The 13,833-nt window shown below is 55.4% G+C and carries 10 protein-coding genes; 7 read left to right on the top strand and 3 right to left on the bottom strand.

Going from position 1 to position 13,833, the window contains the following annotated elements; genetic code table 11:
• Nucleotides 1-50 precede the first annotated feature (50 nt).
• Nucleotides 51-2,591 carry a hypothetical protein gene (locus ACFQDM_RS08840; RefSeq protein ID WP_377378208.1) on the bottom strand — a complete coding sequence of 847 codons (2,541 nt, stop codon included), beginning with the start codon at nt 2,589-2,591 and terminating at the stop codon, nt 51-53.
• A 276-nt stretch (nt 2,592-2,867) separates the two neighbouring features.
• Here ACFQDM_RS08840 and rpiB point away from each other — a divergent pair, with 276 nt between their 5' ends.
• Nucleotides 2,868-3,317: a ribose 5-phosphate isomerase B gene (gene rpiB / locus ACFQDM_RS08835; RefSeq protein WP_377378206.1), complete on the top strand. Its 450-nt coding sequence runs from the start codon at nt 2,868-2,870 to the stop codon at nt 3,315-3,317.
• On the opposite strand, the gene ACFQDM_RS08830 is transcribed toward rpiB, so the two are convergent.
• Nucleotides 3,314-3,937 carry a TetR/AcrR family transcriptional regulator gene (locus tag ACFQDM_RS08830; protein WP_377378204.1) on the bottom strand — a complete coding sequence of 208 codons (624 nt, stop codon included), beginning with the start codon at nt 3,935-3,937 and terminating at the stop codon, nt 3,314-3,316. The two genes, rpiB and ACFQDM_RS08830, sit on opposite strands and share 4 nt — an antisense overlap.
• A gap of 142 nt (nt 3,938-4,079) precedes the next feature.
• On the opposite strand from ACFQDM_RS08830, the gene ACFQDM_RS08825 reads away from it, so the two are divergent.
• Together ACFQDM_RS08825 and ACFQDM_RS08820 are read left to right on the top strand one after the other, a co-directional pair.
• Entirely contained in the window at nt 4,080-5,594 is a 1,515-nt protein-coding gene (locus tag ACFQDM_RS08825) for an amidohydrolase family protein (RefSeq protein WP_377378202.1), read from the top strand.
• Nucleotides 5,595-5,697: 103 nt separating this feature from the next.
• Entirely contained in the window at nt 5,698-6,606 is a 909-nt protein-coding gene (locus tag ACFQDM_RS08820; RefSeq protein ID WP_377378200.1) for a hypothetical protein, read from the top strand.
• A gap of 34 nt (nt 6,607-6,640) precedes the next feature.
• Here ACFQDM_RS08820 and ACFQDM_RS08815 read toward each other — a convergent pair whose 3' ends face one another.
• Complete coding sequence (locus tag ACFQDM_RS08815) at nt 6,641-8,059, bottom strand: tetratricopeptide repeat protein (protein WP_377378198.1); 1,419 nt, start codon at nt 8,057-8,059, stop codon at nt 6,641-6,643.
• A gap of 160 nt (nt 8,060-8,219) precedes the next feature.
• Here ACFQDM_RS08815 and ACFQDM_RS08810 point away from each other — a divergent pair, with 160 nt between their 5' ends.
• The 4 genes from ACFQDM_RS08810 (at nt 8,220) to ACFQDM_RS08795 (ending at nt 13,816) form a co-directional block, all read left to right on the top strand.
• Complete coding sequence (locus tag ACFQDM_RS08810; protein ID WP_377378195.1) at nt 8,220-9,059, top strand: hypothetical protein; 840 nt, start codon at nt 8,220-8,222, stop codon at nt 9,057-9,059.
• Between the two features lie 204 nt (nt 9,060-9,263).
• Nucleotides 9,264-11,225 carry a S9 family peptidase gene (locus ACFQDM_RS08805; protein WP_377378192.1) on the top strand — a complete coding sequence of 654 codons (1,962 nt, stop codon included), beginning with the start codon at nt 9,264-9,266 and terminating at the stop codon, nt 11,223-11,225.
• Between the two features lie 84 nt (nt 11,226-11,309).
• Nucleotides 11,310-13,181: a sensor histidine kinase gene (locus tag ACFQDM_RS08800; protein WP_377378190.1), complete on the top strand. Its 1,872-nt coding sequence runs from the start codon at nt 11,310-11,312 to the stop codon at nt 13,179-13,181.
• Nucleotides 13,178-13,816 carry a response regulator gene (locus ACFQDM_RS08795; RefSeq protein WP_377378187.1) on the top strand — a complete coding sequence of 213 codons (639 nt, stop codon included), beginning with the start codon at nt 13,178-13,180 and terminating at the stop codon, nt 13,814-13,816. Before ACFQDM_RS08800 ends, ACFQDM_RS08795 begins: the two co-directional genes overlap by 4 nt.
• The last annotated feature ends 17 nt before the right edge of the window (nt 13,817-13,833 follow it).

Below are 13,833 nucleotides of genomic sequence, written 5' to 3'. Positions count from 1 at the left end.
AAAACGGCGGGGCATGAACCCGCCGTTTTCGTATCAGTCGCTTGCTTGGCCTAGCGCCAGCTATAGACGGCGTGACCTTCACGCTGCTGGTTGATGATGGCCGGATATTCCTGCGTTCCACCGATCGCGACGTGTGGTCCGCCCGGTTTCCAGTCCCATCTCTTGTCTTTTTCGTTCCACTTATAGACCACAGATCCATTCGATGCAGATGTCGCAAGCGCCCATCCTTGTCCAACGTCGAATGCCTTGATGCCCGGGCGCATTTGCCAGCCACCATTAACCCATTGGAAAACGTCATTGCTGCTCGTTACCACCCAGGGGTCCGTCCGGGTGCCGCCAATACGCACGGCTGCGCCACCAGCTTCTACCCAGCTCTTGGACATATCATCATAGTAATAGATCCGATAGCCACCGCCAGTTGCTTCGTCGCTGATGATCCAGCCATCACCGACATCCTTCGCCAACTTACCGGGCAGGTGTTCCCAGCCAGACTTGGTCCAGCGATAAACCTTGCCATTGGCCTGAGAGACCCAAGCTTGATCATGTGAACCACCGATACGGACGGCTTCACCTGGAATATACTCCCAGTTTTGCGCATAGCTATCCATACGTACAATCGTGAAATTTCCGTTTTGCGGGGTCCGTGTAATTGCCCAGCGGTCACCAACATCCGAGGCACTGAGGTTGTTGGTAGCACCGACCCACTGACCCGGCGCACAAGCACCCATGCTTTTCCGTGACCGGAAGATATCAGCTCTGTCGGAAATACCCTGAACCATGCTCATATCGACACCAACTTCGTTAAAGCGTTGCATGTCAGGAAACTCGCAGAGGCGATTACCGACCTGACGCTCAAGTCCACCGCGCCCCGTCTTGTCTTCACCGGTCAGATAGTAAATAGCCGGAGACCCATGAACGATATACAGGCCATTCGGCAGCGGGCAGATCCCTTCGTTCTGACCTTTCAATTCGACTTTGTGGACAACACGGACCTGGCCAGTTCCGCCATAGGCATTCATCACATCCATATTCGGAACAACGCAATAGCGCCCGGAATCGATCTGGAACCAGATCGTCGGGTTGAGGTGGTCCTTCACGAAATACGTAGCACGACGATCCCAGTTCAGTGCTCCGACATAGCACTTCTTCACCACGCCTGGCGCCGGATCTTTTCCGAGTGCCGCGTTTGTGCAATCCACACCATTGACGAAAGCGCCATCGACAACCTGGTCTGCAAGCATTTGCTGTCCATCGGCAGAAAGTTTCGCCGTTCCGTACCGAACAGATCGCAGGCCAGTAAACTCGCATCTTTCCCCTTCTATTGCGCACGGCTCCCAAAAGAAGGTTCCCTCCGGATTGTTTTGCGCAAAAATTCGGTCGCTAATACTGTTCAGATCGCGATTATATCGAAGCTGGGATCCATAATTATCCTCAAACTGAATACCGGTATCTTCACTGGCTTTCGCGATTTCCTGTCCGGCGGCGACACCTCCTGCAACCACGAACCCGACGCCGGCAACGACCGGATTAAACGAGGCGCCACATGCTGTCATAATCGCGGTACTGATCGCGGTACTCGCAACCGTTGTCGAAACCGTTTCTGCCGCAATCCAGCCTGCATTTGCGTCCTGCGCGCGCAAACCCGCCTCATCCTTGATCTTGTCGATGCCGTAATCAACAGCAGCCCCGACCACGATACCTGAAACGGCTCCGGCCGCCCGCAGTTTAACCGTCGGGGTTCCCGGAGCGCTCTTGTTGGCAAGAAAACCAGACGTGCGGTGGAAGTCGAGTTTCTCAATGCGCCCACCGGGTGCCAATTGGCTAATGGCTTCTGAGAAGCCCTCCTCCGAAGCCATCGTGATGAGCCCCAAGGCACTGTTTTCAGCTCGGCCTGCGAGTTCTGACTGCTCGCCCCTCGAATTATATTTTGGCTCCTCACCCATCATGGACTTAACATAAGCGAGAACCTGGCGCTGCGCTTCTGGACCCGAGTTGCCAGCAATTGCATTGACCTGCGCAGCGGCAAACGCATCGCACTCTTTCGGGCGTTTTACGATGCCATTCATGTGGAAGAAAATGATCCGGCACCAGTCGTCTTTCGTCGTGTAGACGCGTCCGTCATTCTTACTGCCATCATGAGCATACCAGAGACCCGTTTCCTGGTTACGAATCTTGTAATAGCTCAAGCTGCTTGGTGAGAACCAAAGCTCATAATGCGTTCCGTCCAGACCTGTGATCAAATGGCTGGAATACATGAAATGATCCCAACAAGCGGGAATACGCACATCATCGCCATAGAGATAACGCACCCGGCACCAATCCTGCTGATTGGTTTCACGCCCGGACTCTCCAGGGCCCGCATTCTTTGAACCACCGTCGGCATACCAATAATTGCGGCTACCTTCAGTCTGAACCAGATACTTGTTTCGTCGCAAACCATCTTCAAACGGTGTAATCGTCACCGTTTCTTGTGCAGCATTGTTCACAACGCGCGCTGGACCGCTCTGACCTGCGAGTGCGGGCGTAACTGCGCCCATAACAAAAGCCAGGCCTACAAGGCCAGCCCGACAAAAATATGAAACTTTTTTCAAGATTTCCCCCAAAAAGAAGACTGCAATGCCTCGCTCCCGACACGCCATTGCATACTCAATTCTTAACAGGGCCAATTTAATTTGATCAATATATAATTAGCATATCCGGCAATCTAAAAGCAGTGGTGTTTGAGATCGAAACTTGTCCTTTTCCATATTGCCGAGAAAAGAAATCCTAGGACCCCCTATCAGTCTCGGTCGACGACCTTGCCAGATGCGCATCCCCCAAGATACAGGGAATGACCTATTGAACGCCTGACAAGAGGGCCATTCAGCATGACCACCAAGCTTCGCATCGTAATCTCTAGCGACCATGCCGATATTGAGCTCCGCAAGAACATTGCAGCCCACGTCACATCCAAAGGCTATGACGTCGAAGATATCGGTCCGATGACGTCTGAGAGCACGCATTACCCAAAGCATGGTGAGGCAGCGGCCCGGAAAGTCGCGTCTGGTGAGGCCGATCTTGGCATTCTGGTGTGCGGCACGGGTCAGGGCATTATGATGGCGGCCAATAAGGTCAAAGGCATTCGCTGCGGCGTCTGCTCAGACACGTTTTCGGCCCGCATGATCCGACAGCATAACAATGCGAACATGCTGTCCATGGGCGCACGTGTCATCGGCGAAGGTCTCGCACTGGATATTGTCGATGCCTTTCTGAACGCCGAATTCGAAGGCGGGCGTCACGGCACACGCGTTGACATGATCACCGAGATCGAGGGCTAGACCAGGATAGAGCGGTTCGCCCGGTCCAGAATGGAGACGAGCGCCGCTTCCTTCTCGACGTCCGTCAGGCTCGCAAGGTTCAGGGGGCGTTCGGCGCGTCCCGAGACCAGCAGTTCGGCAAGACCATGCACAACAGACCAACTGGTCATCAGATCCAGCATACTGTCCTTGTCTTCATAAGGGTTTTTCTGCGTCACGCTCTGAATGCGATCGACCAGATGGTCAAAAACGGCCAGAGCGATATCGAAAAACCGTGCATCTTCCCGGTTCGGAATAGATGAATTGAACATCAGCCGGAACAATTCCGGATTGGCCTGCGCAAAGTCCAGATATCCCAGACCAGACGCAATCAGAACGTCCCGGGGATCTGAGCCAGCCGCCACTTCACGCGCGGTTTGCACGGAAAGCAATCTCTTATAGCCATCAGCTGCCAGCGCCGTCAGCAGACCACGTGCGTCACCAAAATGATGAGCCGGTGCACCATGGCTGACCCCCGCCCGCTTTGCGACAGCGCGAAGGGAAAACTTCTCTATCCCCGTTTCAGACAGCTCAACCTCCGCCGCCTTGAGCAGGGCTACGGCCAAATCTCCGTGATGATAGGTCTTCTTAGCGTCTGACATGCCGAAAGCTCCTTCGCCAGCCTCTATGACACACCATCTTGACAGTGTCTAGTTTATGCGTTTTATCAGAATCTAGACAGTGACTAGTTTGGTCGGGATGGCCGCATTGCCAATCCGGGATAAACAAAAGAGGGGACTGACCATGAAAACCTGGATCATTCGGATCGCCATCGCCATTTTCTGCCTCACCCTGCTGAGCGCAGCTGGCACGTATCTTTTTGTGCGTGACGCCGTCGTGGAAATGTTCGGCGGACATACCGAACTCGCCAAACGTGCCGCACCGGAAGACCGGACCGGCCGCGTTTTGCTAACCAATGTGAATATCCTGAGCGAAGCCGGTGACGCCTTCCTGTCAGGCCAGTCCATTCTGCTCGAAGATGGCAAAATCATTCAGATCGGGCCGGATCTGAGCGCGACGTCTGGTGAAGACGTTCTCGACGGCGATGGTGGATACCTCATCCCCGGACTGATCGATTCCCATGTTCATCTCTGGAAAAGTCGCAATGACCTTCTGCTCTTCATTGCCAATGGCGTGACCGCCGTTCGCGAAATGCACGGCACGAACCTGCATCTGAAGTGGAAAGACGAGATTGAATCCGGTGCGATCGGGCCGGACCTGTTCGTCATTGCCGCGCAGCTTGCGACCTATAATTTTGCCGAGGGTGTATGGGTTGATATGACCGCAGAGCGCAATGTGGTGCGCTCCGATAGCGATGTGCGGCGCACGGTGAGTTCTCTTCTGGCGGCCGGTTTCGATGGCTTCAAAGCCAGCAGTTTTCTCAGCCTGCCAGCCTATCAGGCCGCAAGCCGCGATACAGCCGAGCTTTCAACCCCGTTCGTCGGACATATTCCTATCGCCGCAGGGCTGAAAGACCTCTGGGCATCCAATCAATCAGAAATCGCCCATGTTGAGGAGTTCGTGAAAGTCCTGGATCGGGAGTTTGGCGGCTATAACAGCAAAAATACCGAAGACTTTCTGAACTATGTGCGCGAGCGCAGCGCTGATGTCGCGGCGAAGACCCGCGAGAACGACATTGTCGTGACCGGGACCCTGGCTCTCATTGATACCTTTGCCGCGCAGATCACAGACCTTGAGCCCGAGCTGAAGGCCGTTGAGCTGGAATACGTCAATCCAGGCATTGCTGAAGGACAGGCCATGGGCTGGCTGCCTGGTACCAATCGTTATAGTCTACCGGAAAGCTACAAGACCGACGACTGGAAAGAACGCTATACGCGCTACTGGACAGCTTATGCGCAAGCCCAGGACATTCTTTATAAGGCCTTCCTTGAAGCAGGCGTGACGGTGCTTGCGGGAACGGATGCAAATGTTCCGGTCATGGTTCCGGGCTTTTCCCTGCATGACGAATTGCTGGCCATGCAGCAGGCGGGGATGTCTCCAGCCGAGGCGCTGAAATCGGCAACCTCCGCACCTGCCGACTTTATGGGCATGACCGCAGGACGGATTGTCGAAGGCTATGACGCCAATCTGGTACTGCTCCGCGAGAACCCGTTGAATGATATTTCAGCCAGCGAAAGCATTGAACGTGTCTTCGCCAATGGCCGTACCTTTGATCGGTCGCAACTCGATGACCTGCTCCAATCGGTAAGGACCGCCAATGCAGCCAGTCGTAAGCAGGATATCGCGCAATTTCGCTGACACGGAAAAAATCTTCCGCTCAGCCATTCCAAACGGCACAGATATGCTTCATTGAGAGCCATTATCTGTTTCACATCATAGTGGGGATTGTGGGGAAATGTCTTTGACGTTCAAAAGTCAGCTCGAAAATATGGATGGCATTTATCAGGCGCTGTTTTCAGCTGCTGAGAAAATCTATGGCGAGCTGAAAAAAGGCGAAGGTCTGAAATTCGCGACATCCAGCAATGAATCCGGTGACGATCAGATCGAACTGGACGTTATCGCGGACGAGGCCTTTTTCGAAACGTTGAGCAAAGACCCTTACTGTCGCTATGTCGTGTCCGAAGAGCGTCCGGATATGATCAAGACATCCGACGGTCCTTACAGCGTCGCGCTTGATCCGCTCGACGGTTCCAAATCTGCTCTGATCGGCATTCCTTCCGGCGCCATTTTCGGTGTCTGGAAAAACGCTGACGAGGCCAAGGACTTTCACGGCGGAAACATCATTTCCGGCGGCTTTTTCGTCTTCGGCATGAACCTTGAGGTTTATTTTGCAGACGGCGACAAGGTTTACAAAGGCCAGTTCGATACAGACACAGGCTGGACACTGGTCCAGCTGACCGAGCCTATGCCATCAGCGGACATTCTGGCCATTAATGGGCAGATGCAGACCGTCTGGGGCCAGTGGCTGCAGGATTATGTCGCCGAAAACCTTCAGGCCACCAACGGCAAGAAGCCATACAATATGCGCTGGTTTGCCTCCATGGTGTCCGACATGAAGCGGATGGTGCTGCAGGGCGGACTGTTTGCTTATCCGGCCGCCGACTTCAAAGGCTATGAAACGGGAAAGCTGCGTCTGGTTTATGAAGCCATCCCTATGGCCTTCCTCATCCATGCCATGGGCGGCTCGTCGACGAATGGCGACATGTCACTTCTGGAAATGCCGGTCGACAAGCTGCACCAGAAGGTTCCGGTGTTCATTGGCGACAAAGCGAAGATTGAAGCACTGGAAGCCAAGAAAAAAGCGGGTTGATAGCCTCAGGCCAGGCGGGCTCCGGTCCGCCTCGCTACTCCAATAGCTGGCGGCAGACATGTGCGTCCGGTTCGGCCGCGCAGAAATCGGGTGGACCTGCCGCCTGCCAGTAATCCATCAGGCCGATCCGCGTGACAATGTCCGTAAAGTCCGGACCTTCCCGAAAGGCTGGCGTTCCGGGCGAATAGAGAGCTACGGGCGTAACAAACGTGCCTGTCCTGTCGATCTCGTCATTCACGACAGCCGTCATCTCCGAGACCTCTCCCAGAAGCTCAAGCAGTCCCACGCCGAGAAATCCGGGTAGACCTTCCTGATATCCGGATTTGATATCGGAAACGAGCACGCTCTGTCTCGCAGGATCAGGCGCCTGAAGCACCCGCGCCGTTTCATCGAACAGTCTGCAAACCGCCTCAAAGGGACAATGTTGGCCCCAGTCGATGGCAGCTTCGAACTCCTCCCTGAACACCAGCGCTGACCACTTCCCATACCAGATGAGCGACACCTGAAAGCCGAGTTCATTCCAGAGCCGGTCCAACCTGGCCTCGCCTTCTGCCTTATCCCGCATGAAGAACGTATTCATCGCATGCTCTGACAGAGCGGTGGGTGAGCTGGGTTCAACGGCAAGTACACGGCTGGTCAGCTCCAGTGATTTCGTAATCTCTCCAACATTCCGATAAAACCCGGCATACCAGACAAGAACCGTCATATTTCCAGGATCGGCCCTGATCGCCTCTTCATAGATTTCTCTGGCCCGGAGCCATTCGCCGCGCTCGGCCGCAATTTCCGACATCAATGTACGCGGTTCGGACAAGGTCGGATCAAGCTCCAGCGCCCTGTGCGCGGCCAGCAAGGCTTCACTGGTTGTCTGACTTATCGGCAGATCATCAGCATAGTTTGGAAACGTGGCCCATGCACTGGCAAGCGCGGACCAGGCTTCTGCGAAGTCAGGATCCTGTTCAACAGCCTGATCGAGCAGAAGAATGGCCCGTCGATTGCCTTCTTCACCACGTTGATGCCACAGCGCGCGTCCGCGCTGATAGAGATCAAGCGCGACCGGATCGTCTGTCAGCTTTGTGAGAGCACCAGTCTCAACGTCTTTGCCGGGCAGATTCCACAGAAAGAACGCACCGACGCTCAGGCCCGCGAGCAGCACCAACGATGCGGCGGCCATCCAGAACCGACGTCCCGTCTGCCCGGGATTTGGCGCAGTTGTAACCGTTGATGGGGCAGGCGCCGCTGATCCCGCCAGTTGCCGCGTCTGGATCCAGGCATCAAGCTCTTCACCGTAAGCAAACACCGTGCTCTTGCTTTCATGCACCTGCCGATGCACAGGAAGGCGCTCCTCCGCTTCCCAGCGTCTCGCTGTTCGCTCGCTGCAGCCGAGATGTCCGGCAATCCGCTTCCAGCCGATCAGGCGAGGGCTTTGCTTCTCCGACCCGTCTCCGATTGTCACACCCGTTCCACCCGCTCAGATTGTTTCAGGATAATCTATATCAGACCGGACATCCGGCCAAATCCGGTCACGGTCATGCCGAATACGGACATGCCGTGACCGCGCATTGCCGTCTTCTCCCAGCCCGTGGAACCGTCGCCTGACCATCCAGGAGGCGATCATGCGACCATTTCGATATTCACACTACTATGTCGGCGCGTTTCTGCTGCTGACAATCTGGGCGTTCTGGCCATCCTATTTTGCCGTCTTTGGCGAGGCCTCGTTTGCCCATCACCTGCATGGCCTGACGGCCACGCTCTGGATCGTGCTCCTCATGACCCAGAACATCGCCATACAGCACCGCAAACGTCAGATTCACATCTGGTTCGGTTGGTCGAGCCTGCTGCTGGTTCCCGTCTTCACCGCAGGTGGATTGCTGACAACGCTTGTCACGCTGCAGAGTGAAGGGCCGTTCCACGATATGTTTGGTGTCCGGCTCGCGACGGCTGACCTGATCGGATCGATTCTTTTCTGTACCTTCTTCGCGCTGGCTCTCAGGCATCGCCGTGATGTCCAGCGTCATTCGCGTTATATGCTCGCTACGGTCACACTGCTTATCGGGCCATCGTTCGCACGATTGCTGACCAACAATATTCCACCCTTCAAGATCGAAACCTTTGCTGAACTTCCGAAATTCGGACAGGCAGCTGACGCATCCCTCGTATTCACAATCGTCTTCCTCCTGACTCTGGTCCTATGGGATATTCGAAACCGGAAACCCGCTGTTCCGTTCACCCTCGCGCTCGTCGGAAACGTGGTCATGTATCATGGTTACTATACCTGGGCGCGCTCAGAGAGCTGGCACCAGGCTGCAGATCTGCTCGCCACACTGCCAGCATGGCTCGTCTGCCTTGTCGGCCTTCTGATAGGCATCGTCGCAAGCTTGTACGGCTGGCAGGCTGGAATGCCGCGACAGGCATCCTCACGTGATAAAATCCGCGTTTCCGTGCTGGCCGAGTAGTATGCAGATCCATCTGGATGGCCACTGCAGCATACAGCACGCGGTGGCCCGAAATTAGCCGAGGCCCGACCGCAAATCTGACGGAGCTCGCATTGAAGCCAGAGGCAATGCCTATGGCGCAATGCACCCAGCGATAGATTTACTTATTGCACGGCAAAAGAAAGTTGGGTTCACTCAGGTCTTCCAATATGGCGGGGGACACACATGCGAAATTTACTGATGACATCTGCGGCGCTGGCTTTGCTGGCGGCCTGCTCTGTGAACAGCCAGACAACGCCTGAACCCAACGCCGAAACGGCGGCCACCACACCGGCAACCGAATTTGCCGTGTATGACGCTAAAGCCTTCTTCAATACGACCAGCTATGTCATGACCGCTTCGAGTGGCTTTGCATTCTCACCCGACGGCAGCAAAATTCTGGTATCCTCGGATGAAACCGGCATTTTCAATCTCTATGCCGTGAACGCTGAGACGGGCGAAGCAAGCCAGCTCACCACCAATACCGACTCCAGCTTCCCGGATGGCTATTTCCCAAATGATGAACGCGTCCTGTTCAATCATGATCGTGGCGGCGATGAACTAAACCATATCTTCGTGCTGGATCCGGATGGTACAGTCACAGACCTCACACCAACCGAAGACACAAAGGCCGGATTTGCAGGCTGGGCCGCAGATGGAGAGAGCTTCTTCATCATCACGAATGAGCGCGATGCGCGCTTCTTCGATGTGTATGAATATAACGCCGACGATTATTCGCGCGAACTCATCTATCAGAATGATGAAGGCTTCAGTCCGGGTGCAATCTCTCCCGATGGTACGCTGATCGCTCTGTCAAAAGAACGCACCAGCGCGGACTCCGATCTCTATCTTGCAAACATCGAAACGGGCGAAACGACCCTCATCACCGAGCATGAAGGCAATATCGCTCACGGTATTTACGACTTCACCCCGGATGGCAGCAAACTCGTCTATTCAACCAACGAATTTGGTGAATTCACGCAAGCCTGGACCTATGACGTATCAACAGGCGCGAAAGCTGCGGAAATCGAAGCGGACTGGGATGTGTCTTACGTCACCTATACCCGTTCCGGCGACTATCAGGTTTACGGCATCAATGAGGACGGGCGTACCACAGTCACGATCCGGGACCTGACAACCGGCGAGAGCTTCGTACCGGACCTTCCGGCCGGTGAAATCGGCAATGTGCGCTTCAATGCAAATGAAACCCGCATTGCACTGATGCTCAGTCGCGACACCTCTCCAAACAATCTCTGGGTGATCGACATTGAGAGCGGCGAGACAAGCCAGCTGACCGACGCAATGAACCCCGAAATTGACGAGGATATGCTCGTAGACGCCAAAGTCGTCCGCTATGAAAGCTATGACGGCCTGGAAATTCCGGGGATTCTATACGTCCCGAAACAAGCCTCTGCCGAAACACCCGCCCCGGCACTTGTCTATGTGCATGGTGGTCCGGGTGGCCAAAGCCGCGCCGGATACAGCGCAACCATCCAGCATCTCGTCAATCACGGCTATGTCGTCTTTGCCGCCAACAATCGCGGTTCATCCGGATATGGCAAAACCTTCTTCCATATGGACGATAAAAAGCACGGTGATGTTGATCTGCAGGATATTGTCTATGCGGAAAAATGGCTCGCCGAACAGGAATGGGTCGACGCAGATAAGATCGGCATCATTGGCGGGTCCTATGGTGGCTATATGGTTGGCGCAGCGCTCGCTTTTGAACCGGAAGTTTTCAAGGTTGGCATCAATATCTTCGGCGTCATGAATTGGGTGCGCACGCTGGACAGCATCCCGCCATGGTGGGAATCATTCCGCGAAGCGCTCTATGATGAAATGGGCGATCCAGCGACGGATGGAGAGCGACATCGCGCGATCTCCCCACTGTTTCACGCTGAAAACATCAAAGTGCCACTCATGGTCATTCAGGGTGCAAATGACCCGCGCGTCCTGAAAGTCGAGAGCGATGAAATCGTTGCGGCCGTTGAGGCAAATGATGTCCCCGTCACCTATGTTGTCTTTGACGATGAAGGCCACGGCTTCAGCAAGAAGGCAAACCGGATCGAAGCGTCCAATGCCTATGTCGAATTTCTGGACACCTATCTGAAATCGCCAGCTCCTGACGAAGCCCCGACTGAGGACTAGCGCCCCGGACGGTCTCTCACCTCAAACAACATCATCAACGCTTCCCGACTTTCTCCGCGGGAGGCCTCCCGGAGTCTGGACAGAATGTCAGCCCGAACCCTCTCAATTCCCCCCTTTGCCCGCCTGATCGCGCTGGCGGCGCTTGGTGGCGGCGCTTTCGCCTTTTTTGCGCTTCTGCTGCTCATGCCAATCACAGGCTGGACCTGGAATGTTCAGGAATGGCGCCCAATCTGGGAGACCGGTGCTGAGAACTGGGTTTCGCTGCTAACCGGCTTGCTTGCCTATCTGGTGTCGGCCTGGATCTGGGCGCTGAAGCCCAGGAATGTCGCCGCCATTCTATTCGCCGCCAGCGGCCTGATGACTCTGCTGTTCTGCTTTTCCGCTTCTGGAATGGCAACAGCGCTACTTTTGTCCGACGCGCAGTTTATCGCGCTGATACGTGGCAATATCATTGGCGCCTCCGGCTTCGGCATTATCGTCACCTGTCTGTTCATTATCTATCCGGGACAGCTGCCACGCTGGCGCACTTTCTGCACATTCACGGTCGTCTTTTTCAGCGCATGGACACTGCTGCGGACTTTTGGCCCGTACCAGAAATTCGAAGAAGTTCAGGCGATCACCTTCATCGAGATGATTGCAATCGTGGCGGCCGTCATCGGGCAGATTTTCATCGCCCGGCATGACCCGAGACAACGCGCCATCGCTGTCTGGCTCGGAACCGCAACCATTCTCGGGGCTGGCGCCTTCATTTCAACAGTCGCAATTCCGATCACGTTCAACCAGCCACCTTTGCTGGTCGAAAAATATGCCTTCGCGTTTTTCCTTGTGATCTACATTGGTCTGGCCGTGGGGCTGTTGCGCTATCGCCTGTTTGATCTTGGCGGCTGGGCCTACACGCTCGCCTTTTATGTCTCCGCCGCCATTCTGCTGATCGCGCTCGACGTCGCGCTGATTGGTCTTCTGACACTGGAACCGGGACAAGCGCTTGGCGCTTCCCTGCTCCTCGTCGCGCTGCTTTATCTGCCGCTTCGGGACCTAATCTGGCGACGGGTCACCAGGGGCAAGCGCTCGGATGAAACCGAACTGTTTCACCAGGTTCTGGATGCATCACTCCAGCCATCCCCCGAAAACCGTATTGCCGCCTGGGAGCGCCTGCTTCAGAACCATTTCCAGCCGCTCGATATGGAAACCAGTCAGACAACTGAAACACGCCTCGAAGAGGAAGGCATTGCCCTGTCCATTCCATCGGTCGGCGTCGCTCCAGCACTGCAGATACGCTACCCGAAACAGGGGCGCAGCCTCTTCACGCCGCGCGATTGCGCGCTCGTCGAGCAACTGGTCAGCCTGATGCGCCATGCCGATGAGAGCCGTCACGCCTATGACCGCGGCGTTTCCGAGGAACGCACCCGTATCGCTCGCGACATCCATGATAATATTGGTGCACAGCTCATGCGGGCCCTGCATTCTGAAACACCTGAACGCAAGGACACGCAGATCCGCGATACGCTCGCCGATCTGCGCGATGTCATCAACAATGCGCAAAGCCCCGTCCTGCCGCTCGAGGAAATGCTTGCGGACTTGAGAGCCGAAACGGCAGACCGCCTCGAACCGCATGGCATTGCGCTCGACTGGACGCTCGAATCCGAAGGCGCCCTTCTGCTGTCACCAAGCTTCATTCACGCGCTACGCTCGCTGGTACGCGAAGCCGCCAGCAACACGATCAAGCATGCCAGTGCAGATCGTCTGACCGTTTCCATACGTGTCACAGAGCTTCAGGTTCAGCTTCATATCGAAGATAATGGTCAGGGTTTCGCCATCGGCACGGTGACACTTGGTCAGGGGCTCGGAAACATGAAAGCGCGCGTGGAAAGTCTTGGCGGTGCTTTCAGTCTGGAGGCAGGATCAGCCGGCGCACGCCTCAGTGCGAGCCTGCCGCGTGAGGGACACATCCAATGAAGAAGGTTCTGATTGTCGAGGACATCGCCGAAACACGCCAATGGCTTTGCGAGGCGGCGCGCACCGCTTTTGACATTTGCGACATTCGTGAAACGCAGAATGTGCGGGAAGCCAAACACGCCATTGAAGGCCATGATTTTGACATCGCCATCGTCGATCTGGGGCTACCAGACGGGTCTGGCACGCAGGTCATCCGACATTTGTCTCAGAAGACACCAGATGCGCTCATTCTGGTTGCGACCATTATGGGAGATGATGCGTCCGTCATCGCAGCGCTCTCTCAAGGCGCAGGCGGATATCTTCTGAAGGACTCACCCTTTGATGTTTTCGTCCGCCATCTTCGCCAGATGCAGGAGGGCATTCCGGTGTTGTCGCCATCCATCGCGCGCCGGATCATTGATCATTTCAAGAACACTGCCACGCCGCCCGAACAGAACAGCGAGCTGACACCTCGCGAACGGGAAGTTTTAGGCCTGATCGGCCGCGGCCTTCGCAATGCCGAAGCTGCCAAATCGCTCGGCCTGGCAGAAAGCACCGTCTCCAGTCACATTAAATCGATCTATTCCAAACTGGGTATCTCGACACGCGCGGAAGCGGCTCTGCAGGCCGCAAAGCTCGGGCTGACGAAATCATAAAGCAGGTCGGTTACTTT

It is taken from the genome of Ponticaulis profundi (assembly GCF_042659465.1).
GTDB lineage: Bacteria > Pseudomonadota > Alphaproteobacteria > Caulobacterales > Hyphomonadaceae > Ponticaulis > Ponticaulis profundi.
This window is presented reverse-complemented; position numbering and strand designations above follow the sequence as displayed.

What these genes read in the sequence shown, in the direction of transcription:
- rpiB (WP_377378206.1), top strand. Translation starts at nt 2,868, where the DNA reads ATGACCACCAAGCTTCGCATCGTAATCTCTAGCGACCATGCCGATATT.
- ACFQDM_RS08805 (WP_377378192.1), top strand. Translation starts at nt 9,264, where the DNA reads ATGCGAAATTTACTGATGACATCTGCGGCGCTGGCTTTGCTGGCGGCC.
- ACFQDM_RS08825 (WP_377378202.1), top strand. Translation starts at nt 4,080, where the DNA reads ATGAAAACCTGGATCATTCGGATCGCCATCGCCATTTTCTGCCTCACC.
- ACFQDM_RS08795 (WP_377378187.1), top strand. Translation starts at nt 13,178, where the DNA reads ATGAAGAAGGTTCTGATTGTCGAGGACATCGCCGAAACACGCCAATGG.
- ACFQDM_RS08800 (WP_377378190.1), top strand. Translation starts at nt 11,310, where the DNA reads ATGTCAGCCCGAACCCTCTCAATTCCCCCCTTTGCCCGCCTGATCGCG.
- ACFQDM_RS08830 (WP_377378204.1), bottom strand. Translation starts at nt 3,937, where the DNA reads ATGTCAGACGCTAAGAAGACCTATCATCACGGAGATTTGGCCGTAGCC.
- ACFQDM_RS08810 (WP_377378195.1), top strand. Translation starts at nt 8,220, where the DNA reads ATGCGACCATTTCGATATTCACACTACTATGTCGGCGCGTTTCTGCTG.